The organism is Cupriavidus sp. C2SS-8b, from assembly GCF_057073745.1.
This window is the reverse complement of record NZ_CP172717.1, coordinates 1,254,689-1,277,421: the sequence shown is the minus strand read 5'-3', so window position 1 is coordinate 1,277,421 and position 22,733 is coordinate 1,254,689. Positions and strand designations below refer to the sequence as shown.

19 protein-coding genes are annotated in these 22,733 nt (G+C 65.6%); 14 read left to right on the top strand and 5 right to left on the bottom strand.

Annotated elements, in window-relative coordinates; all coding sequences use genetic code 11:
- Nucleotides 1-16 precede the first annotated feature (16 nt).
- A complete protein-coding gene (locus ACIGJB_RS22805; RefSeq protein ID WP_483734546.1) occupies nucleotides 17-2,056 on the bottom strand; it encodes a sigma-54-dependent Fis family transcriptional regulator in 2,040 nt (679 codons plus the stop codon).
- Nucleotides 2,057-2,354: 298 nt separating this feature from the next.
- Here ACIGJB_RS22805 and pedF point away from each other — a divergent pair, with 298 nt between their 5' ends.
- Together pedF and ACIGJB_RS22795 are read left to right on the top strand one after the other, a co-directional pair.
- A complete protein-coding gene (gene pedF / locus ACIGJB_RS22800; protein ID WP_483734545.1) occupies nucleotides 2,355-2,828 on the top strand; it encodes a cytochrome c-550 PedF in 474 nt (157 codons plus the stop codon).
- Nucleotides 2,829-2,915: 87 nt separating this feature from the next.
- The gene (locus ACIGJB_RS22795) at nucleotides 2,916-3,800 is read left to right on the top strand and encodes a substrate-binding periplasmic protein (RefSeq protein ID WP_483734544.1); all 885 of its coding nucleotides are present in this window, start codon (nucleotides 2,916-2,918) and stop codon (nucleotides 3,798-3,800) included.
- Between the two features lie 44 nt (nucleotides 3,801-3,844).
- Here the strand turns inward: ACIGJB_RS22795 and ACIGJB_RS22790 are convergent, their stop codons facing one another.
- Nucleotides 3,845-4,972, bottom strand: coding sequence for a porin (locus ACIGJB_RS22790; RefSeq protein ID WP_483734543.1), 1,128 nt, complete (start codon nucleotides 4,970-4,972; stop codon nucleotides 3,845-3,847).
- A 456-nt stretch (nucleotides 4,973-5,428) separates the two neighbouring features.
- Nucleotides 5,429-6,697 carry an IS256 family transposase gene (locus tag ACIGJB_RS22785; protein ID WP_483729500.1) on the bottom strand — a complete coding sequence of 423 codons (1,269 nt, stop codon included), beginning with the start codon at nucleotides 6,695-6,697 and terminating at the stop codon, nucleotides 5,429-5,431.
- A gap of 543 nt (nucleotides 6,698-7,240) precedes the next feature.
- Here ACIGJB_RS22785 and ACIGJB_RS22780 point away from each other — a divergent pair.
- The 12 genes from ACIGJB_RS22780 (at nucleotide 7,241) to ACIGJB_RS22725 (ending at nucleotide 20,048) form a co-directional block, all read left to right on the top strand.
- On the top strand, nucleotides 7,241-8,305 hold the full coding sequence (locus ACIGJB_RS22780; protein ID WP_483734542.1) for a cytochrome D1 domain-containing protein: 1,065 nt from the start codon (nucleotides 7,241-7,243) through the stop codon (nucleotides 8,303-8,305).
- Entirely contained in the window at nucleotides 8,292-8,888 is a 597-nt protein-coding gene (locus ACIGJB_RS22775; protein WP_483734541.1) for a cytochrome b, read from the top strand. The genes ACIGJB_RS22780 and ACIGJB_RS22775 overlap by 14 nt, the downstream gene beginning before the upstream one ends.
- Nucleotides 8,889-9,362: 474 nt before the next feature.
- On the top strand, nucleotides 9,363-10,373 hold the full coding sequence (locus ACIGJB_RS22770; protein WP_483734540.1) for a thiamine pyrophosphate-dependent dehydrogenase E1 component subunit alpha: 1,011 nt from the start codon (nucleotides 9,363-9,365) through the stop codon (nucleotides 10,371-10,373).
- Between the two features lie 31 nt (nucleotides 10,374-10,404).
- Entirely contained in the window at nucleotides 10,405-11,478 is a 1,074-nt protein-coding gene (locus ACIGJB_RS22765; RefSeq protein WP_483734539.1) for an alpha-ketoacid dehydrogenase subunit beta, read from the top strand.
- A complete protein-coding gene (locus ACIGJB_RS22760) occupies nucleotides 11,475-11,726 on the top strand; it encodes a lipoyl domain-containing protein (protein WP_483734538.1) in 252 nt (83 codons plus the stop codon). Before ACIGJB_RS22765 ends, ACIGJB_RS22760 begins: the two co-directional genes overlap by 4 nt.
- Complete coding sequence (locus tag ACIGJB_RS22755) at nucleotides 11,723-12,439, top strand: dihydrolipoamide acetyltransferase family protein (RefSeq protein ID WP_483734537.1); 717 nt, start codon at nucleotides 11,723-11,725, stop codon at nucleotides 12,437-12,439. The genes ACIGJB_RS22760 and ACIGJB_RS22755 overlap by 4 nt, the downstream gene beginning before the upstream one ends.
- Nucleotides 12,439-13,218: a lipoate--protein ligase family protein gene (locus ACIGJB_RS22750; protein ID WP_483734536.1), complete on the top strand. Its 780-nt coding sequence runs from the start codon at nucleotides 12,439-12,441 to the stop codon at nucleotides 13,216-13,218. Before ACIGJB_RS22755 ends, ACIGJB_RS22750 begins: the two co-directional genes overlap by 1 nt.
- A gap of 75 nt (nucleotides 13,219-13,293) precedes the next feature.
- Complete coding sequence (locus tag ACIGJB_RS22745) at nucleotides 13,294-13,869, top strand: gluconate 2-dehydrogenase subunit 3 family protein (protein WP_483734535.1); 576 nt, start codon at nucleotides 13,294-13,296, stop codon at nucleotides 13,867-13,869.
- Nucleotides 13,870-13,900: 31 nt separating this feature from the next.
- Nucleotides 13,901-15,481 (top strand): GMC family oxidoreductase, encoded by a 1,581-nt coding sequence (locus tag ACIGJB_RS22740; protein WP_483734534.1) that lies wholly within the window; start codon nucleotides 13,901-13,903, stop codon nucleotides 15,479-15,481.
- A 140-nt stretch (nucleotides 15,482-15,621) separates the two neighbouring features.
- The gene (locus tag ACIGJB_RS22735; protein WP_483734533.1) at nucleotides 15,622-17,568 is read left to right on the top strand and encodes a sigma-54-dependent Fis family transcriptional regulator; all 1,947 of its coding nucleotides are present in this window, start codon (nucleotides 15,622-15,624) and stop codon (nucleotides 17,566-17,568) included.
- 143 nt (nucleotides 17,569-17,711) lie between these two features.
- Complete coding sequence (gene lipA / locus ACIGJB_RS22730; protein WP_483734532.1) at nucleotides 17,712-18,707, top strand: lipoyl synthase; 996 nt, start codon at nucleotides 17,712-17,714, stop codon at nucleotides 18,705-18,707.
- Nucleotides 18,708-19,283: 576 nt separating this feature from the next.
- Nucleotides 19,284-20,048, top strand: a complete 765-nt coding sequence (locus ACIGJB_RS22725; RefSeq protein WP_483734531.1) for a GntR family transcriptional regulator — start codon at nucleotides 19,284-19,286, stop codon at nucleotides 20,046-20,048.
- 79 nt (nucleotides 20,049-20,127) lie between these two features.
- Here the strand turns inward: ACIGJB_RS22725 and ACIGJB_RS22720 are convergent, their stop codons facing one another.
- Both ACIGJB_RS22720 and ACIGJB_RS22715 read right to left on the bottom strand, forming a co-directional pair.
- Nucleotides 20,128-21,198: a porin gene (locus ACIGJB_RS22720; RefSeq protein ID WP_483734530.1), complete on the bottom strand. Its 1,071-nt coding sequence runs from the start codon at nucleotides 21,196-21,198 to the stop codon at nucleotides 20,128-20,130.
- 154 nt (nucleotides 21,199-21,352) lie between these two features.
- Nucleotides 21,353-22,720, bottom strand: a complete 1,368-nt coding sequence (locus tag ACIGJB_RS22715; RefSeq protein ID WP_483734529.1) for a 3-hydroxyacyl-CoA dehydrogenase — start codon at nucleotides 22,718-22,720, stop codon at nucleotides 21,353-21,355.
- Between the last annotated feature and the right edge of the window lie 13 nt (nucleotides 22,721-22,733).

Here is a 22,733-nt window from a genome sequence, read left to right as displayed (position 1 = left end):
CACGGATATCCGGGGATCAGCCCGGAACAGGCGGCAGCCCGCGCGCCTCTTCCATCTTCCGATAGACCGTATTGCGCGAGATGCCCAGCGCCTTGGCAGCGGCCGAGATATTGCCGTGGTGCGCCTTGACGGTGGCGACGATGACCTGTGCCTCGACCTCGGCCAGCCGCGTCGGCTGCGCGGCCGGTTGCCCGCCCGGGCCAGCCACGGAGACCGTCAACCCCCGCATGATCTGCCCGCCCGGCGCCACCCCCTCTTGCCGCTCGCGCAGGTCGTCGAGGAAGTCGTCGGGCAGGTGGTCCTCGGTGATCTCGGCTTCGCCTTCCGCCATCAGGCGCGCCGTGCGCAGCAGGTTGCCGAGCTGGCGCATATTGCCCGGCCAGTGATAGCGGCGGAACAGTGCCATCACGGCATCGCCGATCCGCGGTGGTTCGCCGCCGCCCTGGCCCTGGTCCTGGCGCAGCAGCTTGCCCGCCACCACGTCGAGGTCGCTGCGCTCGCGCAGGGCCGGCAGGCGCACCACGAGCCCGTTCAGGCGGTAATACAGGTCTTCGCGGAACTGGCCGCCGGCGACCATCTCGCGCAGGTTGCGGTTGGTGGCGCACACCACCAGGACATCGACCTGGATCACTTTGCTGCTGCCCAGCGGCTGGACCGCGCGTTCCTGCAGCGCGCGCAGCAGCCGCCCTTGCAGGTGCAGCGGCATGTCGCCGATCTCGTCGAGGAACAGGGTGCCGCCGTTGGCCAGCAGCATCTTGCCGATGCCGCCCTTCTTGCGGGCGCCGGTAAAGGCGCCTTCCTCGTAGCCGAACAGCTCCGACTCGATCAGGTTCTCCGGGATCGATGCGCAGTTCACCGCGATGAAAGGCCCCGCGTGCCGCGGGCTGTCGGCGTGGATGGCGCGTGCCATCAGTTCCTTGCCGGTGCCGGTCTCGCCCAGCACCATCACCGGGATGTCCTTGCCGATGACCTTGCGCAGCTTGCCGATCACGGTCCGGATCTGCGCGTCGCCGGTGTCCAGGTCGGCCAGCCCCTCGGGCCGGGCCGGCGCGGCATAGAGGCGGCGCGGCTCCGGGATGGCATTGGCGCTGCCTGCCGTGGCCGTGGCCGCGGCCGTGCCGGGCATCGAAGCGGCGCTCGACTTCCATTCCACGCGTGCGCTGACCTTGACGCCGCTCGGCAGCTGCAATTGCACGATGCCGGCCGGCGCGCCGCGCACCGCATCGAAGAGCAGGGACATCGGCATGCCGAACAGCGAGGAAAAGGTATGCGCCTGCAGCGCCGCATTGGACAGGCCCAGCTGGAACTGTCCGCTGCGGTTCGACGACAGGAAGCGCCCGCCGGGCGTGAACGAGACGATGCCCTCGACCAGCGTGCCCAGGAACTCCGCGCGCGAATGGAAGCGGATGCACACCATGTCGCGGAACGCGTTGCCGAACAGCTGGTTCTCAATCATCTGCGCCGACATCCGCACCAGCGCCATGGTGTGCTTGTGGAAGCCACGCTGGTCGCCGGTCACATCGAGCGCGCCCACGGTCTTCCCGTAGGGGTCGAGGATAGTCATGCACGAGCAGGTCAGGAATTGGTTGGCCTCGAGGAAATGGTCGGCGCCGTGGACCAGCGTGGCGCGGTTTTCGGCCAGTGCGGTGCCGATGGCATTGGTGCCGCGGCTCTCCTCCGACCAGTCCGCGCCCGCGCGCAGCGCCACCTTGTCGGCCCGGGCCAGGAAATCGTCGTCGCCCAGCGAGTGCAGGATCAAGCCGTCGGCGTCCGTCAGGATCACCATGCTCTGCGTGTTGACGATCTGGTCGTAGAGCGTTTCCATCACCGGCAGCGCATAGGTGAACAGGGACTGGCTGCGTTCGATCCGCGTTTTCAGCTCGCTTTGCAGAACCGGGCAGAAGTCCGGCGACTCATAAGGGCGCAAGCCATACGAGGCGGAACGCTGGTGGGCCAGGGCAATCAGTTCGGCGCGCTCGGGCTGGCCGGCCAGGTCGCCGGTAGGAGCGGTATTGCCGGACTCGGCAGGTCGAACCGGCTCCGCTGGGATGGTCATGTCTCGGTCTCCTGTTGATAGTCGCCCGCGATCTGTTGCGCGGGTCGCTGTCGGCGCCTTCATCGCCATGCCCTGGCGTGCGGTCGACAGTGTTGCGTCATGTAGCAAAACGCTTGCCAGTGTGTGGCATTCCGGGACACCGCCGTGGCGATGGTGCACTGCACTCGCCCCAAGGGATGCCGGAAAGCCTGCTGCCGGGCGGTACGGTAGCCCGCTGCACCGTGCTACGGCCTGCTGGTATGGCTCTTGCGGAAATGGTGGCAAACAAAAACCCCATCCACCACTGTAGGAGACATCCATGAAAACGCAGCGCCGCCTGCTTGCCTTGTTCTCGCTCTGCGCCTTGCTGGGCGCCGCGCCGGCCGCATGGGCCCACGGCGATGTCACGCCGCAAGCGGTCGACACCAAGTCCTTACCACAGCTTGGCGACGAATGGCGTCCGGACAATCCCTATCGCGCCGGCGCCGAACAGCAGGAGGCCCAGCGTATCGGCAGCTCCGCCTATAACCAGAACTGCGCGCGCTGCCATGGCCTGGAAGCGGTGTCCGGCGGCATCGCCCCCGACCTGCGCAAGATCGACGGCGATTGCCTGTCGCTGGCCGACGCCAAGAAGAAGCAGGCCTGCATCAGCGAGATCTCGCAGTACTTCACCACCACCGTGCGCAAGGGCCGCACGCGCGACGGCCGTGTCTACATGCCGCCGTTTGACGGCGTGCTGAGCCAGGAAGCCGTGTGGGCGATCAAGACCTACCTGGAATCGCGGCGCGAGTAAGGCGGCGCGGTCCCGGCCGGCGAGCCGCTGGCGAACCCCTTTTTCCCTTTTCCAGCTTCCTTGTCCTTCAAGTTCAGGAGAGACCCCATGTCCCCGAGGCCTTGTCCGACCCCTGCCGAACCAACCGACATGCGGCGCAGGCTGTGCGGTGCCTTGCTGGCGGCCGGCGCGCTGCTGTGCGCCCCGCCGGCGCTGGCGGACCTGGCCAGGATCCGCCAGAACGGTACGCTGAAGGTGGCGGTCTACAAGGGTTTGCCACCGTTCTCGGCGGTCGCGGGCAGCCAGTACGCCGGCATCGACGTGGCCTTGGCCAGGGCCCTGGCCAGCGAGCTGGGTTTGCAGGTCTCGCTGTTGCCGTTCGATGCCGGCGATGACATGGCGGATGACCTGCGCTCGATGGTATGGCGCGGGCATTACCTTGGTTACGGCCCGGCGGACGTGATGTTGCATGTGCCGGTCGACCGTGCCTTCATCCGTGCCAACGACCAGGCCCTGATCTTCGCGCCTTATTACCGCGAGACCTTCGTGCTGGTGCGCGACCGCGAACGCGTGCCGGATGTGCGCGGCCTGGAGGACCTGGCCGGCCAGGCCACCGGCGCAGCCGCCGGCTCGGCGGGCGCCAACGCCTTGCTGTCCGGCGCGGGCGGTGCGCTGCGCGACAAGGTCAGGATCTACCCCGAAGCCGACGACGCGCTGCGCGCGCTGTTTTCCGGTGACATTGCCGCTGCCATGGTGACCCGGGCGCAGTACGAGAGCGCGTTGAAAACCGCAAACCAGTCCACGTCGCGCTTTGCCACGGCAGACATCAGCTCACCACTGTTGCCGCCGCGCGGATGGGCCGTCGGCATGGCCATCAAGGCCGGCGACAAGGCACTTGCCGAATCGCTGGAGAGTGCCATGGGGTCGCTGCGGCGCAAGGGGGAACTGGCCCGCATCTTCGCCAGCCATGGGGTGACCTTGCAGGAGCCATAGGAGAGACCGGCCCGCCAGAGGTCGCGGGCCGCGTCAAATGCCGGTCAGAACGAATGCTTCAGGCCGGCACCGGCCAGCAGGGTCTTCGCACCTGGCGCGGTACCGCCCGCGACGATGGAGGTCTTGAGGCCCTCGAGCGCATCGGCGGTCCCGACCGAGCCGGCATCGACATACGCCAGTTGCATATACAGGGTGGTGCGCTTGGAGAACGAATAGTCGTTGCTCAGTACCACCGACCGGGTCGAGCTGTTGTGCGCGTCGCTCTTGTAGTGGCTGTAGTAGCCGGCGAGCGTTGTTGTATTGTTCCCGTTCCAGCTGTAGTCGATCCCGGCGCCGCCCGACTGTACGTTGGAGATCCGGCCGCCGCTGGTCGCATTGTTGGTGACATCGATGTAGTTCAGCCTGCCGTTGAAGGCACCGCCGAACGGCACCGCGACGCCCGCGCTCCACAGCCGGCTGACGGTGGCGCCGCTGGCGCTGTCCTTCATTGCCTGATAGCCGAGGGCAACGGTGGCGGGGCCGGAATAGGTGGCGCCGAGCGAGATCTCGTTGCCCTTGTTCATGCTGCCGGGGATCTCGCCGAACGAGTAGGCGGCGGCCATCCAGAGCGGGCCGAAGTTGTTCGCGTATTGCACGGCGTTGCCGATGAACACGCCGACGTCGTTGCCGCTGTTCGAACCTGCGTTCAAGGCATTGCCGGGGGAGGACAACTCGTTGTAGGCCCACACGTACAGGTTGGAGAACTGCTCCTTGAAGCCGCGCGCTTCGGTGCCGATGACACCGAGCAGGGCCGGGCTGTATTGGCGGCCCAGCGTGATCGTGCCCCAGTTGCCGGCGAGGCCGACGTTGGCCTCGCGACGGAAGAGTTCCGAGCCAAAGCCGGGTCCGCTGGTCAGCTGCCCGGTATCGCTGCTGAAATGGCCCTGGAGGTTGAAGGTGGCTTTCATTCCGCTGCCAAGGTCTTCGACGCCCTTGAGGCCCCAGATGCTTGGGCTGATGCCACCGGACCTCAATTCCGTGAGGCTGCCTGCGTTGTCTGCGCTTTTGTTGCGGAACTGGAGTCCGGAGTCGACGGTGCCGTAGAGCGTCACCGAGGATTGCGCCATGGCGGTGCTGGCGGCACAGCTCATGATTGCGGCGGACAGGTATTTCTGAATGTCATTGCGCTGCATGAAGTCTCCTTTTTTTGTTGAGACCGGGTGGGTCTCTATTGGTCTGGGCCCAGTGCCAACGGCTTGATGCGATCGGCACCGGGGCGGGACTCAGCAATGTGCGTACCAAGGGGGGATTGAAGGCATGCCGGCTGCGTTTACTCACGGCGTGAGGCGTGAAACGCCGCGGTTCCTGGGCATACGGTGGCCGCAAGGGCTGTCGCTTTTCATGCGACATTCGTCGCGCGCGAGGGTGGCAGGTGTCGCGTGGTGGAGCAGCGGGGGGCGATGGATGTTCTGTATTGAGACAGGGTGGGGCGGCGCGTAGCCGGCAGGGGGGCTTCGGTGATGACCGGCTTGTCGCTCTTGGCATGCGCGGCTGTTTCGCCGGCGTAGCCGGCGAGTTACTTCTTGTCCAAGCGACAAGAAGTAAGGACGTGTCAGGAATTTCGTGTGCTGAGGTCGTTGTAAGAAATCTCAGCCGATGGCGTTGGTGAATCGCTCGCCAAACAGAATGGCGAACTGATTGACTGCCTGCCGCCAGGTGATAGGCGGCATCTTCCAATCCTTTTCGATGTTGCGCAAGGCCAGAAACAACAGCTTGCTGGCCGCTTCGTCGCTGGGGAAGTGGCCTCGATTCTTGACGATCTTGCGCAACTGCATGTGCATGCTTTCAATGGCGTTGGTCGTATATATGATTCTGCGTACTTCCGGTGGATAGGCAAAGAAGGGAATCACTTGCTCCCACTGGCGTTGCCACATGGCCGCGACGGTAGGGAATTTACGACCCCATTCGCCTTGGGAGAAAGCCTCCAGCGCCGCTGCTGCCGCATCGGCCGTGGCGGCCTGATAGATCGGCTTGAGCGCCGCAGCGAGCGGCTTGCGATCCTTCCAACTCGCCAGACTCAGCGAATTGCGGATCAGATGCACAATGCAGGTCTGGATCTGGGCATCCGGATAGACCGCTTCGATCGCCTCGGGAAAGCCGCGCAAGCCATCGACCACTGCGATTAGGATGTCGTTCAAACCGCGGTTCTTCAATTCGTTGAAGACCTTCAGCCAGAACTTGGCGCCCTCGGTTTGCTCGATCCACAGGCCCAGTACTTCCTTGCGGCCGTCGGCCCGAATGCCCAGCGCCAGATAGACCGCCTTGTTCTTGACCGTGCCTTCGTCGCGAATCTTCAGCCGGAGCGCGTCAAAGTACACGATCGGATACATGGCCTCGAGCGGCCGTTGCTGCCATTGCTCGACGTCGGCCAGCACCTCATCCGTGACCGTGGAAATCAGATCGGGCGACACCTGGAGCCCGTATAGCTCCAGCAGATGGCCCTGAATCTCGCGCACGCTCATGCCGCGCGCATACATGCTGATGACGTGGTCGTCGAAGCCTGGAAGCCGGCGTTGATACTTGCCAACCAACTGCGGCTCGAACGTTGCCTGCCGATCGCGCGGGATATCGAGCGTCAGCTCGCCGTTGGGCGTAATGACTGTCTTGGGGCTCTTGCCGTTGCGGTGGTTGCCGGCTTTGCCTTGCTCCGCCTCGCTCTCCAGGTGATGAGTCAGTTCGGCCGCCAACATTCGCTCGGCCAATTGCTTCTTCAACTGCCCAGCCAGGCCTGATTCGCCGAGGATCGACTCGGCATCTTTGTTCTGGACCTGCGCCAGCAGTTGATCGATCAGTTCATCAGGGAACAGCTTGGGTGCCTTCGGGCTCTTGCTCTTCTTGGTCACTGTTGTGTCGGTCATAGGACGTTTCCGTAATCGTCTCATGACCTCGTCACACTAAAAATCTGACAGGCTCAGAAGTAACCAAGAAACGCGTTTACTTGCCCTAACGGGCGAATATTGATCGTAGCGTGCGAAGAATTTCGTACGGGTATTCGCTTCAGAGACTGCCCCGCTGCCTGCCGCGTGGAGCGCATCCGTATGCAGGCTCTCCAGCACTGATTGAACCAGCCCCGAAACTGTCCGTGGCCCGACACTGCCCGCGATATCGCATCATCGCCTTCGGCTGCTGCGCGGCTCAGTAGTCGGTTGGTCGGGGGCATCAACGGCGCAGAGGCTGGTGCTTCCGTTTCTTCTTTCCCTCGGTTTTTACTGAGTGCGCGCAGCGCAGCCGTAGGCGTCCTGCCGATGGCGTGGTTAGAAGGGGCCACCAAACAATGGCCCGCTTTTTGCTGACAACGCATCGACACGCCACACCAAGATAAACGCGTGGAGCGGGCTGTCGGCACGCAAGTCCGCCAAAAAATGTCCTGTGCATCTGCCAAACAAAAAGCGAGCGAGACCGTGAATTTCCTGATCCGTTGCATCGGCATGGCGGCCCTGGCCTGCCTCAGCGTGGGACCGGCATGCCAGGCGTATGCCGCCGAAGGCGAAGTGGCCTATGTCACCAATCAAGGGGGCGGCGTGACCGTGCTGGATACGCGCACGTTCACGCCGGTCGCCCACATCGAGGTCGGACCAGATCCCCGCGGGCTGGCGGTTTCACCCGATGGTCGCTGGCTATTCACCGCCAACCAGGGGAGCTCCGACCTGTCGGTGGTCGACACCGGTACACGCAAGGAAATCAGGCGCATCGCCATCGGCAAGAACGTCGAGTTCATGCGCATCTCCCCTGACGGCCGCCGCGCATTCGTGACCTACGAGCCCGCGTCGCGCGGCGGCCCACAGGGCAGCGAGCGCAAAACCGGGAAGGAGGAAGCACAGGACGAAATCCCGGCCGAGGTGGCCGTCGTCGATCTCAGCCAATGGCGCATAGTCGGCCGCATCAAGGCATCCCGCGAAACCGAAGGCATCGAGTTCTCGCCGGACGGAAAACTGCTGGTGGTGGCCAACGAAGGCGACAATACGCTGGCCGCTTATGACCTCGCGACGTTTGAAAAAATCCGCTCGATCGATGTTTCGGCGTTTGGCAGCCGGCCGCGCGGCATCAAGATGGCGCCGGATGGCAAGACCTATGTCGTCACGATGGAAAACTCGGACAACCTGCTGCTGCTGGACACCGCCTTCAGGCCCATCAAGACGATACCGACCGAACGCGGCCCCTATGGCGTCGCCTTCGACCGCGACGGCCGCTATCTCTGGGTCGCCGCCAGCCGCGCCGACCGCCTGCAGGTCTTCGACGCCCGAAGCCTGGCCCCGGTCGCGGTGATTCCGGTTGGCAAGCGCTGCTGGCATTTCAGTTTCACCCCCGATGCGCAGAAGCTGCTGCTCGCCTGCGGTCGCTCGAACAGCCTGCAGGTGATCGACACGAAGCGCTATGAGGTCGTCGATACGCTGCAGGACTACAAGATGCCGTGGGGCGTGGTCACCTATCCCATCTCGGTCGGGAGCCTCGATGCACCACGCTAGCCGGGCAGGGGACGCGCACCGGGACGGCCCTGCCACGGCGCCGCGCGCATATGCGGCCGTTCAGATCGCCCTGCATTGGATAAATGCCCTGCTGCTGTTTGCCCTGATTCCGCTGGGCTACTACATGACCAGCCTGGCGCGGGGATCGCCCGGAAAGGCCGAATGGGTGAATCTGCATAAATCGTTGGGGCTCACGGCCGCCCTCGTGATCGCATGGCGCATCGTTGAGCGGGTCCGGCGGCCCTTGCCGCGGCCCATGCCGGGGCTGCGCTGCTGGGAAGCGGAAGTCGCGCGCATCACGCACAGCGTGCTCTACATGTGCCTGGTCGTCATGCCGCTATCCGGCTATCTGGGCTCGTCGTTCAACCAGTACGGCACGCGCTTCTGGGGCTTGCCTCTGCCCCGTTGGGGCTGGGTCGACCTGACGCTGCAACACCTGTTCTACACGGTGCATGCCACGACTTCATACCTGCTGCTTGGCCTGGTCGTCCTGCATGTGGCTGGCGCGGTCAAGCACCAGTGGCTCGATGCGCTGGCCTGCACGCAGCGCATGCTGCCTGGCAGGCGCGATGCTTCCCGATAGGCCGCTCACGCCGGTCGGGTTGCTGCAACGTTGATCGCGCCGACCAGAGCGTCGCGTTCCTCGAAGCCGCATTCGACACGGTCAACCTTCGCCTGGGCGCGACAGTGGTCTGCCGACTCATTCCGATAGCACCCATTTCCGGTCGCCTCGACGATGCCGGCTTCACGGCGCGGCGGACCGAGCCCCTCTCACAGCCTTGATCGCAGTACCTAGCGCGCGTCATCGGATGCGGGCGACCTGAGACAAATGTCTCGCTGACCGCGACGTCTGTCTCGTCGCGCGGCTCGCCATGACGGCCATCCGGCGCGCCCCGGGAGCTGCGGCCGGATGGCTGCAAGGCCTCGTCCAGCAACGGTTTGCAGGCGTTGCAGAGCGCGCTGGGACGCCTCTGTTTGCTGCTGGCACCGCTCTTGCACTTATAGGCTATCCGGCACATCGGCCGGACACCGATACGAGAGCAAGAGGAGACATCGCATGGACCCCACACCGCAACATCTTCTGTGGATGTACGAGAAGATGATCGAGATCCGGCAGTACGAAGAGACCATGGCCAAGGTGTATCTGGAGGGCAAGCTGCCGCCGAAGATCCAGAAAGGCCTGGCTTTTGACATCGGGGCCGGCCCGGTTCCCGGCGAGATGCACCTGTCGGCCGGGCAGGAGCCGGTGGCCGTCGGCGTCTGCGCCCATCTGCGGCAGGAGGATACGGTGGTCGGCGCGCACCGCTCGCACCACTTTGCCATCGCCAAGGGCGTGCCGCTCGACGCGATGACGGCCGAGATGTTCGGCAAGGCCACCGGCCTGGGCCGCGGCAAGGGCGGCCATATGCACCTGTTCCATGCCGGGACCAAGTTCTCGTGCAGCGGCATCGTCGGCGCGAGCTCGCCGCAAGCCTGCGGCGCCGCACTGGCCGCGCGCAAGCTCGGCAAGGACTGGGTGGCAGTGTCCTTCTTTGGCGAGGGCGCCGCCAACCAGGGCTCGTTCCATGAGTCGCTGAACCTGGCCGCACTGTGGAAGCTGCCGGTGATCTTTGTCTGCGAGGACAACAAGTACGGCATCTCCGTGGAGAAGAGCGCCTCCACCGCCGTGCCGACCAACGAGATCCGGGCGGCCGGCTATGGCATGCCGGGCGTGCTGGTCGAACGCAATGACGCGGTGGCCGTCTACCGGGCGGCCGGCGAGGCGATTGCGCGCGCACGGCGCGGCGAAGGCCCCACGCTGATCGAAGTCAAGACCGACCGCTATCTGGGCCACTTCCAGGGCGACCCGGAAACCTATCGCCCGCGCGACGAGGCCAAGACCTTGCGCACCCATGACCCGATCCAGGTCCTCGGCGACGCGCTGCGCGCCGGCGACCTGCTCGACGCAGCGACCGAGGCGGGCATGCGCGCGGCTGTCGCTGCCCGGATCGAGGCCGCCTATGAATTCGGCCGCAACAGCCCCTACCCGGCCCCCGGCGACGCGCTGCAGCACGTCTTCGTGCAGTAAGCCGCGCCCCCCAACAAGACAGGAGACCACTATGCAAACGGCACAAGAAGCGGGCCAGGGCACGCGCACGCTGACCATGGCCCAGGCCATCGCCGAGGCCATCGGCCAGGAGATGGAGCGCGATTCGCGCGTCTTCGCGATGGGCGAGGACATCGGCAAGTACGGCGGCATCTTCAGCGCCACCACCGGTCTGCTGGACCGCTTTGGCCCCGAGCGCATCATGGATACGCCGATTTCCGAAACGGCTTTCATGGGCGCGGCCATCGGCGCGGCCGCGGAAGGGCTGCGGCCGATCGCGGAGCTGATGTTCGTCGATTTCTTCGGCGTCTGCTTCGACCAGATCTACAACCACCTGGCCAAGAACACCTACATGTCCGGCGGGCGGATGGCGCTGCCGGCGGTGGTGATGACCGGCATCGGCGGCGGATACAACGATGCGGCCCAGCACTCGCAGTGCCTGTACGCCAGCTTTGCCCACATGCCGGGCATGAAGGTCGTGGTGCCGTCCAACGCCTATGACGCCAAGGGCCTGATGATCCAGGCCATCCGCGATGACAACCCGGTGGTGTTTTGCTACCACAAGGGCATCATGGGCCTGTCGTGGATGTCGTACTTCGAGGGCAGCACCAACGCGGTTCCCGAAACGGCCTACGCCATTCCCTTCGGCCAGGCACGCGTGGCCCGCAGCGGCCGCGACGTGACCATCGTCACGCTGTCGCAGATGGTGCAGAAATCGCTGCTGGCGGCCGAGCAGCTCGCCGCCGAAGGCATCGAGGCCGAGGTGATCGACCTGCGCACCATCGTGCCGCTTGACCGCGAAACCGTGCTGCGCTCGGTGGCCAAGACCGGCCGCCTGCTGGTGGCCGATGAGGACTATCTCAGCTTCGGCTTGTCCGGCGAGATCGCCGCCATCGTGGCCGAGAACCTCGACAGCGTGGCGCTGCGGGCCCCGGTGCGCCGGCTGGCCGTGCCCGATGTGCCGATCCCGTTCTCGCGACCGCTCGAACAGTTCGTGATTCCGCAGGTCGACAGCATCGCCGCCCAGGTGCGCGCGCTGGTGCAGCACCAACCCGTTTCCTATTCACTCAAGCGAGAAGCAGCATGATCGACGTACTGATGTCCGACGCCGTCTGGCAGGACGTGGAAGAGGGCACCGAGGCCCTGTTGCAGGAATGGTCGGTCCAGCCCGGCGACACCGTCGGCGCGGGCCAGGTGCTGGGCGTGGTCGAACTGGTCAAGACCACCCATGAGATCACGGCGCCGGCCGATGGGGTGGTTGCCGCGCTGGCCGTGGCGGCGCAGGACACCTTCGGCCGGGGCGCCGTGCTGGCCCGGCTGGAGTCCGCATCATGAACCATAGCCTGGCTTCCGCCGCGGATGCCCGCGAGCGCCGCGTCGTCGCGCTCGCCGGCCTGCGCGGCGCCATCGCGCGCAGCATGAGCGCCGCGTGGCAGGTGCCGCGCGTGGCACAGTCGATCGAAGTGGACGCGACCCGGCTGGAGCTGGCGGTGGCGGCCCTGCAGCAACGTCTCGGCCCCCAGTGCAAGGTCACGCTGACTGCCTTTGTGCTGCGCGCGGTGGCACTGACGCTGCGCGAGCACCCGCGCCTGAACGCCCGCGTGCTGGAGAAGGAGAAGGCGATCGATGTGCTGCCCGACATCAACATCGGCCTCGCGGTCAGCCTGGACGAAGGGCTGATGGTGCCGGTGCTGCGCAACGTGGATGCCATGCCGGTCGCGGACATTGCCGCGCAAAGCCGCCGCCTGGCCGAGGGCGCGCGCGCCGGCACGCTGTCGGCAGGCAGCTACCAGCACGGCACCTTTACCGTCACCAACCTGGGCATGACCGGCATCGACAGCTTCACGCCCATCATCAACGTGCCGCAGGTCGCGATTCTGGGCGTGACGCGCGTCGCCAGGCGGGCGGTGGTCAGGGACGACAGCATCGCGATCGCACCGATGATGGGGCTGCACCTGGTGTTCGACCATCGCGCGGTGGACGGCTACCCCGCCGCGCGTTTCCTGACCGACCTGAAGACGCGGCTGGAAACCGTCGAAGGCCTGTGATGCTCGCCCCCGCCTTTCTCGCCGACGGCATTCACTGTGCGCAGGAGCAGGACTGGAACCGCTCGCAGCTGGCGGTGCCTGTGCTGCGGCCGGCCGTACGCCTGTGGACCTATGCCGCCCCGGGCATTGTGCTCGGCCGCGCCCAGGCTGCCCTGCACCCACGGCTGGCGGGCGGGCCTGCGCCGGTGGTGGTGCGCGAATCCGGGGGCGGCGCGGTGCTGGCCGGGCCCTGGATGTTGTCCGCCTCGATCGTGCTGCCCGCGGATCACCCGCTGGTGGGAACCGGCACGGTCTCCAGCTATCGCTGGCTGGGCGTGCTGTACGCGGGGCTGTTGCGGGACCACGGCATTGCCGCCTATGCGGTACCGCCCGAGGAACTGCAGATGGCGCCGCCCGACCCGTCGCTCAAATGGGCTTGCTTCGGCTCGCTGTCGCCGTGGGAGGTGGTGGTCGGGCAGCGCAAGATCGTCGGGCTGGCGCAGGTGCGGCGGCGCACGGGTGTGCTGCTGACCTCGGGCACGCTGATCGCGCCGCCGGACTGGCCGCTGCTGTGCGCCATGGTCCAGGCGCATCCCGCCGATGCCGAGCGCCTGCGCGCCTGCACGACGTCGTGCGCCGAGCAACTGGGCGCGCCGCTGATGGCCACCGTGCTGGCCGAGGGCCTGCACCACATGCTGACCGACGTGCTCGGCGAGCAAGAGGATCCGGGCCAGTCGCGGCGTCCACGCCAGGCGCCGCAAGCGGCGCCGGCCATCCTGTCCGCCACCGCGGACCCGTGAGTCCGCGTACCTACGCTGTGCAATTCAACAAAACAAGGCACGCCAAGCGCGCGCCAGGATATGGAGACATCCGATATGAAACCCATGCCACCCGCCGGCTCCGCCATGCGCGTACTCGACAAGCGGCCCAAGGTATCGCGCCGGGGCTTTCTGCGCGGCAGCGGCCTGGCCGCGATCAGCGTCACGGTGATTCCCACCGCCGGCCTTGCGGCCAACGCGGATGTGGCGGCCCGGCAGAGCTTCCGCAGCCTGGGCGCGGCCACCGGCAAGACCCTGGTACGCATGGCGCGCGACATCTATCCGCACGACAAGCTGGCCGACAAGTTCTACATCGAGGCCGTGGCGCCCTATGACGCGGCCGCGGCCGAGGACCCGGCGGTGCACACGCTGCTGACCGGCGGCGTGCAGAACCTGAATCAGCGCGCCAGGCAGCGCTACGGCGTGCCCTATGCCGAGGTGAAGACCGAGAACGAGCGCGTGGCGCTGCTCAAGGACATCGAGGCCACCCCTTTCTTCAAGAAGATCCAGGGCGACCTGGTCACCGGTCTCTACAACAACAAGAAGCTGTGGCCGCTGTTCGGCTACGAGGGCTCGTCATGGGAGCAGGGCGGCTACCTGCACCGCGGATTTGACGATATCGACTGGCTCTGAGCCTCGGCATACAGAAAAGGAGACAAGCATCATGGCAGATCAGGCAAGGTTTTCTCTCGACGACGACAGCGTCGTCGTGATCGTGGGGTCGGGCGCGGGCGGCGGCACGCTGGCCAACGAGCTGGCGCAGCGCGGTGTCAAATGCGTGGTGCTGGAAGCGGGCAAGCACTATACGCAAGCCGATTTCGAGAACGACGAATGGGCGATGTTCAACAAGATTTCCTGGCTGGACAAGCGCATTTCAGCCGGCGGGTGGCACCACACCAGGACGTACCCGAATCTGCCGGCCTGGATCGTCAAGGCGGTTGGCGGCTCCACGGTGCACTGGTCCGGTGTTGCGTTGCGTTTCCAGGAGCACGATTTCCACACCAGGACCACCTATGGCGCCATCCAGGGGGCCAATGTGCTCGACTGGCCGATCACGCTGGCCGAGCTGGAGCCCTATTACGAGCTGGCCGAGAAGAAGATGGGGGTGTGCGGCACCAAGGCCAGCGGCCTGCCGCCCATGCCGCCGAACAACCACTACAAGGTGATCGAGGCGGGTGCGAGGAAAGTGGGCTACAAGCGCATCGTGCGTCCGGCCGCGTCGAACTCCCAACCCTACGATGGCCGGCCCGGCTGCCAGCAGATCGGGTTCTGCATGCAGGGCTGCAAGATCGGCGCGAAATGGTCCACGCTGTACACCGAGGTGCCGCGCTCCCAAGCCACGGGCAAGGTCGAACTGCGGCCCGAGTCGATGGTGCTGCAGATCCAGCACGACCGCAAAGGCCGTGCGAATGGCGTGCTGTACGTCGACAACAAGGGCCGCAAGCAGTTGCAGAAGGCGCGCGTGGTATGCGTGGCGGGCAACTCGATCGAGTCGCCCAGGCTGCTGCTGAACTCGGCATCGGCCATGTTCCCCGACGGCCTGGCCAACTCATCGGGGCAGGTGGGCCGGAACTACATGAATCACGCCACCGCGGCGGCGGTGTCGATCCACAAGAAGCCGGTCTACATGTACCGCGGCTTCGATATCGCGGCGGTGGTGGCGGACGAGGTGCCGCTCAATACCAGGCGCGGCTTCGTCGGCGGCTATTACCTTGAAGGCCTCGCGATTCACCTGCCGTACACGGCCGCGTTCATGAAGCCGGGCGGCTGGGGGCGCGATTTCACCTCGGCCATGGAAATGTACGATCACATGAGCTGCGTCTGGGTCTGCGGCGAAGACCTGGCGCGCGAGCAGAACTCCATCACGCTGCACCCGACCGAGAAAGACCAGTACGGCCTGCCCGTACCCATCGTGACCAAGACCTACCACGAGAACGACGACAAGATCACGGCCCACGGCCTGGTCCAGTGGCGCAAGCTGTCCGAGGCGGTGGGCGCCACGCGCGTGATCGACATGCCGGCCTATCCGGCCAGCCACAATATGGGCACCAACCGCATGAGCGCGAAGCCCGGGGACGGCGTGGTCAACCGCTGGGGCCAGGCGCACGACGTGAAGAACCTGTTCATTTCGGACGGCAGCCAGTTCACTTCCAGCTCGGCGGCCAACCCCACGCTCACCATCGTGGCGCTGGCAATCCGGCAGGCGGAGTACATTGCCGGGGCCCTGAAGCGGCAGGAGATCTGATCGGGTCCGTGCGGCCGCCGCACGTTGCGGCGGCCGGGCAAATGGATTAGCGTAGTGCCGCAACGGGCCCGCGCCAGGCCGGCAGCAGACCGGCCGCGCGGTCCCCGGCCTCTTCAAACGCGGCGGACAAGGAGACAGTCGTGCAGCAAAAAGCACACCGCGACCATATCGAGCGGCTGCTCGCCTTTTCGCAGCAGCCGGGCGAAGCCCATGGCACGATCGAGCGCTCATGGCGGCGCTGCCTCGACGACTATGGCCGCGATCCCAGCCGCCCCGTGCCCGCCTACATCGTGGAAGCAGGCCGCCTGCGCGAGCACAAGGACCAGATCGAGGATTTCCTGAGCGTCGCCCGCGCCGGCATGGAACAGCTCTACAAGCGCGTATCCGGCCTTGACTACGTGCTGCTGCTGACCGATGCCTGCGGCGTCGCGGTGGACTTCATCGGCAACGACCACCTGGACCGCGAACTCAAGCGCTCAGGCCTTTATCTGGGCGCCGACTGGAGCGAGGCGCGCGCCGGCACCTGCGCGGTCGGCACCTGCATCGTCGAGCAGGCGCCGGTGACCTGTCACCAGACCGACCACTTCGACGCCTGCCACATCACGCTCACCTGCAACAGTGCGCCGCTGTTCGATCCCACGGGCGGCTTCCTGGGCGTGCTCGACGTATCGGCGCTGACGGCGCCGGCGCCCAGGGAAGGGCAGCACCTTGCGCTGCAGATGACCGCCATGTACGCGCAGAAGATCGAGGATGCGAACTTCCTGCGCTACTTCCGCGACCAGTGGATCCTGCGGCTCGGTTCCACCTGGTCGCTGGTCGACGTCGACAGCGAAATCATGGTTGCCTTCGACGCGGACGGCGTGATCCGCGGCATCAACAGCGGCGGGCGGCGCAAGCTGCGGCTCGAAAGCGATGCGCGGGCCGATGTGCGCGGCCACCTGCTCACCGAGGTGTTTCGCGAGGACATGAGCGAGCTGTGGCGCATTGCGCGTGCCGGCACGTCGTCCGAGCGCACCGCGGTACGGATGTTCGACCACGGTCTGTACTACGCGACGGGGATTCCGCCGCGCGGCGCGCCGGGCAAGCCGTCGATGCCATCCGCCACGGCGGCGCTGCCGAGCGCCGAGGCCAGCGCCGCCCTGGAAGCCCTGGGTGCCGACGACCCGCAGATGCAGCGGCTGATCCTGCAGGCCAAGCGTCTTGCGAACAAGCCGCTCAATATCCTGGTGCAGGGCGAGACCGGTACCGGCAAGGAAGTCCTGGCCAAGGCCCTGCACATGGCCAGCGAGCGCCGCGGCAAGGCCTTTGTCGCCGTCAACTGCGCCGCGATTCCCGAATCGCTGATCGAGAGCGAACTGTTCGGCTACATGCCGGGCACCTTCACCGGCGCGCGCACCAAGGGCATGCGCGGCCTGATCGCGCAATCGGATGGCGGCACCTTGTTCCTCGACGAGATTGGCGACATGCCGCTCCACCTGCAGAGCCGGCTGCTGCGCGTGCTGTCGGAGCGCGAGGTCATGCCACTGGGCTCGGAGAAGCCGATCCCGGTCGACCTGCGCGTGATTGCCGCCTCATACCGCGACCTGCGGCAATTGATTGCCGAGCAGCGCTTCCGCGAGGATCTCTACTACCGGCTGTGCGGCGCCACCTTGCACCTGCCCACGCTGCGCGAGCGGCGCGACAAGGACTACCTGATCGCGCGCATTGTCGAGGACGAGGCGCGCCAGCTCGATATGCGCGTGGAACTGGCGCCCGCCGCGCTCGCGTTGTTGCGAAACCATTCATGGCACGGCAACGTCCGGCAATTGCGGAACGTGCTGCGCTTTGCGCTGGCCATGAGCGACAACGGTCTGATCGACATCGATGCGTTACCGCCGGAAATTCTGGAAAGCACGACGGACAGCACCGCAGGCGTGGTTTTAGCCACGGACGATGTCCCGCCGGCCAACGAGCGTGAAGCCCTGCTGGCAGCCCTGCGCCGCAACAAGTGGCGGATAACCCAGGTTGCCACCGATCTCGGCATCGCGCGCGCCACCGTCTATCGCCAGATGGAACGCTTCGGCATCGTCGCCCCGAACCGACAGTAGGGCTGACTAGCGCATTGACAGCAGCACGAACTTTACCTCGCTTGCAAGCGGGTGGAGCCGGCCTGCTCTGCAGTCCAACAAAGCGAGAGGACGGGCCTCGCGGTCAGAAACAATATGCACGCGGAGCGCGCCCGGAGAAATTTATGAGCGACGCCCTGATTGCCTCCTCCAGCGAAGCCCCGCAATCCCCCGCGGAGCAGTACGATCCGACCCGCAAGCAGAAGTCTGCCGACAAGACCGCGCGCATCCCCATCAAGATCGTGCCGGCCGAGAAGCTCAAGAAGCCGGACTGGATTCGCGTGAAGGCCGCCACCGGCAACTCGCGCTTCTACGAGATCAAGGACATCCTGCGCGCCAATAACCTGGTGACGGTGTGCGAGGAAGCGAGCTGCCCGAACATCGGCGAATGCTTCGGCAAGGGCACGGCCACGTTCATGATCATGGGCGACAAGTGCACGCGCCGCTGCCCGTTCTGCGACGTCGGCCACGGCCGCCCCGATCCGCTCGAAGTGAACGAGCCGGGCAACCTGGCGCGCACCATCGCGCAGCTCAAGCTGAACTACGTGGTGATCACCAGCGTCGACCGCGACGACCTGCGCGACGGCGGCGCCCAGCACTACGTCGACTGCATCAGCCAGACCCGCGAGCTGTCGCCCGTGACCCGCATCGAAGTGCTCGTCCCTGACTTCCGCGGCCGTCTCGACAAGGCGCTGGACATCCTGCAGGCCTGCCCGCCGGACGTGATGAACCACAACATGGAAACCGTGCCGCGCCTGTACAAGCAGGCTCGCCCGGGCGCCGACTACGCGCACTCGCTCACGCTGCTGAAGGAATTCAAGCGCCGCAACCCGAACGTTGCGACCAAGTCCGGCCTGATGGTCGGCCTGGGCGAGACCGACGAGGAAATCCTCGAAGTCATGCGCGACATGCGCGCGCACGACATCGACATGCTGACCATCGGCCAGTATCTGGCGCCGTCGAACCACCACCTGCCGGTGCTGCGCTACGTGCATCCCGACACCTTCAAGATGTTCGAGGACGAGGCCTACAAGATGGGCTTCACGCACGCCGCTGTGGGCGCGATGGTGCGCAGCTCGTACCACGCAGACCAGCAGGCGCATCAGGCGGGGTTTGCCTGAGCGCTCACGCCACCAGCCTTACCGGCACACGCCGTGAGGGACTGCGCCGCGGTCATGTTATGCCGAACTTCTCACCTTTTGCCGATCAAGACAGCAAAGCCCCCTCGGTCTGCACCGGCAAGTGAAACAGTGACACCGCTACAGCCACCCTCGCCACTGGCCAAGGGACCCGTTAAAGGCAAGGCCTTGCGCATTGCCCCGGGATACTCCCGCTAATCATTGGTGCGCACGTATACGGGCGCTGGCTGGGCCCGACTATTGCCGGTTGGAACTGATCTCGCCGGCAAGGAGCAGGCATGAACGAGAAGACCGCCAAGGCCCCGTAAGGTGCCCCACGTGCCACCGAAGCGCCTGGCTGTCGAACCTGGTCCCATCGTCTTGAATTCGGCGTTGTACTCACGCCGGCGCGGCCGCTCAATTGTCGACACTTGTTCCATCGTATCCACGATCCTCCTTCGTGGGGACGATGCTTCATCGCTTCAGTGGATACAAGATGGAACAACTTGCCGCTTACGATGTGCATGCCAGTATTTCATTTCGGTATACTGCAAGGTAAAGGCCGCTGAGATAGACGAGATGACACAATCCGAGAAGAAGAGTATGGCCGGCGAGATCAAGGCCACGATTCAGCGTGAAATCGAGGATGGCGAAATGCCGCCCGGCACGCCGCTGGACGAACGCATGCTGGCGGAGCGCTTCGGCGTTTCCCGCACGCCAGTGCGGGAAGCATTGCAGCAGTTGTCCGTGCAGAACATGGTCCGCATCGTGCCGCGCGTCGGTGTGTTCGTGTCGCGCCTCTCGATTACGCAACTGCGCGAGACCCTGGAGCTGCTAGGCGAGCTGGAGGCTGTGGCGGCCAAGCTGGCGGCGCGCCGCATGGATGACGACCAGCGCGTTCACCTGAAGGCCGCCCGCGCCGACTGCGAGCAGGCGCACGCCGAGGACGACGGCAAGCGCTTCGCCAAGGCCAACGCCGAGTTTCATGACACAGTCTATGCCGGTAGCCACAACGAATACCTGGTGGCACAGATCCAGGGCATCCGCCGGCTGATGCAGCGCTATCGCCCGCGCATTTTCCAGACCCCGGCACGCCGGCAGCGCGTGCTGGAAGACCACCAGCGGCTTGCCGACGCCATCCTCAGCGGTGACGAGGTTGCCGCGCATGCGGCCATGCTTGAACACGCGCCCGTCGGTACGACCGGATTCTCTGAATTCCTTTCCACCTTGCCGGCCAGCTACCTCGAAGGCGAGGGCGGCGGCGAGACAACGGCCGCCAGGAGCACCGCACCCCGCGGCGGCGCCCGGCGTGGCCGCAAGCCCGCCGTCACGCCGGCGGCCTGATCCGGTAGGCGGGAAGCCTGAGCGCTATCCCCCTCGTGTGGGAGAGGAGCGTGGCTTCGGGGCTCTCCGTGGTGACAACTCAGAACTTGTGCCGCATGCCCATCGCCACGCCGATCTGGCTCTTCTCGTTGGGGGCGATCTGATAGGCGGCCGTGGCGCCGTTCAGGCTTTCGAAGTTCAGCGACGCATTTTTGGTGTACGCGGTGCTGAGGTAGACGTCCGTGCGCTTGGACAGCGAGTAATCCGCGATGAACGTGACTTGCCACGGGTTGCTCGGATTGGTCTTGCTGGTCGCGGTGTACTGCGACTTCACGTTGTCATAGTAGAACGCGCCCGTAAGCTGCAAGGCCCCCGTTGCCTGATAGTTCAGCGCCAACCACCACAGGTCGTCGCGCGCGGCGGTGTTGGCCGCCCGCGTACCGTTGTTGTTGTACCGGTACGCCGCCTGGGCCAGCAGCGTCGGCGTAATCTGGTAGCGCAGTCCCAGCGCTGCCTTCTGCGTGCGGGTGTAGTCGGCGGTCTTGGCGCTGTTGATGCTGTCATAGGCTCCGGCGACGCCGAACGAGCCGATGCGGTAGTCGAAACCGCCGCCGAAGGCGGACGAACCCGCGACCGTACCGGCCTGCTCGCCAAAGGCCCAGTGCGCTTCGGCAGTCAGCGGGCCCAGGTCCACATGGTATTTCACCATGTTGTCTTCGCGCAGGTTTGCCCCGGCAATACCGACCACGGGTTCATACGTGGTGGCGTACGCCGTGGGCGAGTAGTTGGCCATCATCAGGAACAGCGACGTATATTGCCGGCCCAGCGTCACCTGGTGCGCGCCGCTGCGCAGGCCTACCCATGCTTGGCGGCCGAACAGGCGTCCGCCTTGCGTGGAAACGCCGTTATCCAGGGTGAACCCGCTTTCCAGCGCGAAGAGCGCCTGCTTTCCGTCTCCCAGGTCTTCCACACCACGCAGGCCCCAGCGGCTCGGGGACAGGCCGCCCGAGCCCAAGGCAACCTTGGAATGCCCGTCTGAGCCCGTTCCCGGATTGTTGTTGGTGTATTCGATGTTCGCGTCGGCAACCCCGTACAACGTCACGCCCGATGTCTGTGCGGCCGCGGTGGCGCTGGCGATGACGCAGGCAAGACCGACCAGGTTTCTTTTCATGATGCTCTCCTCCATGTTATGGCTGTCATTTCCGTGATTTGGAAAGTGGCAGAACTATCGCTTATTGGTATGTGTATAAAAAATAGTGGTATACGTTACGGTGTGTTTGGGATGCAACGGTCATGCTGTTGGAAGGGCGAAGGGGGCGCCGGCTTCACGCGTGCTCGCGCTGGTAGTCGGCAAAGGTTCTGCCTTCGCGCGCCAGCCGGGCCAGCAGCGGTGCCGGTTTCCACCAATAGCCGTGTTCCGCGTGGAAGCGCTCGATGTCGGCATACACCTCGGGCAGCCCGATGCGGTCGGCGTAGTACATCGGCCCGCCGTGGCGTGGGGGGAAGCCATAGCCGGTCAGGTAGACGGTGTCGATATCGCTCGGCCGCAGCGCCACGCCGGCCTCGAGCAGCTTCGCGCCTTCATTGACCATGCCGTAAACGCAGCGCTTGATGATTTCCTCGGCGCCGATGGGGCGCCGGACGATGCCCAGTCGCGCGGATTCCTGTTCGATGAAGGACTCGACCTCGGGGTCGCGCAGCGGCTGGCGGCTGCCCGGTTCATAGCGGTACCAGCCTTTGCCGCTCTTCTGACCCAGGCGTCCAAGCTCGGTCAGCTTCAGGATCAGGTCATTCCAGCGCCGGTCTTGCGGCCGCGTCGCGATCTGCGCCTTGCGGGTCTGGTAGCCCACGTCGTTGCCGGCCATGTCGTGCACGGCGAAGATGCCCATGGCATAGCCGAAGCCGGTCAGTGCCTGGTCGACCTCATGCGGCAGTGCGCCTTCTTCGACCAGGAAATGCGCTTCGCGCGTGTAGTTGCGGAACAGCGCATTGCCGATGAAGCCCGGATAGACGCGCGCCAGCACGGCGGTCTTGCCCATGCGTCGTCCCAGGTTCATCAGGGTGGCGATCACGTCCGGCGCGGTTTCGCGCGCACGGACCACTTCCAGCAGCCGCATCACGTGCGCCGGGCTGAAGAAATGGGCACCGACCACGTCCTGTGGCCGCCCCGTGACCGCCGCGATCGCATCGACGTCCAGCCCGGAGGTATTGGTGGCAAGGATGGCACCGGGCTTGCATAGCGCGTCAAGCTCGCGGAACACCTGCTGCTTGAGCGACATGTCTTCGAAGACGGCTTCGATCACCATGTCGGCGGACGCGGCAGCAGCCAGCTCAACCGAGCCTTTGATGAGCGACAGCCTTGCTTCCATGGCTGACGGTTCCAGCTTGCCGCGCGAGACGCTGCCGGCGTAGTTGTCGCGCACGCGGCGCAGGCCGGTATCCAGGCCTTGCTGGCTGCTATCGATCAGCGTGACCGGCATGCCGATATTGGCCAGTGCCATCGCGATGCCGCCGCCCATGGTGCCGGCGCCCACTACGGCTACCTGGTTCACCGGGCGCAGCGGCAGGTCCTGCGGGAAGTCCGGGATGCGGGCCGCTTCAGCCTGGGCGAAGCGGACGTAGTCTGCCGTGGCCTGCGCCTGGGCGTCGGCATTGGCATTGGCATTGGCATTGGCTTGAATCGTGGTCGTCATGGCGTTCCTGGGT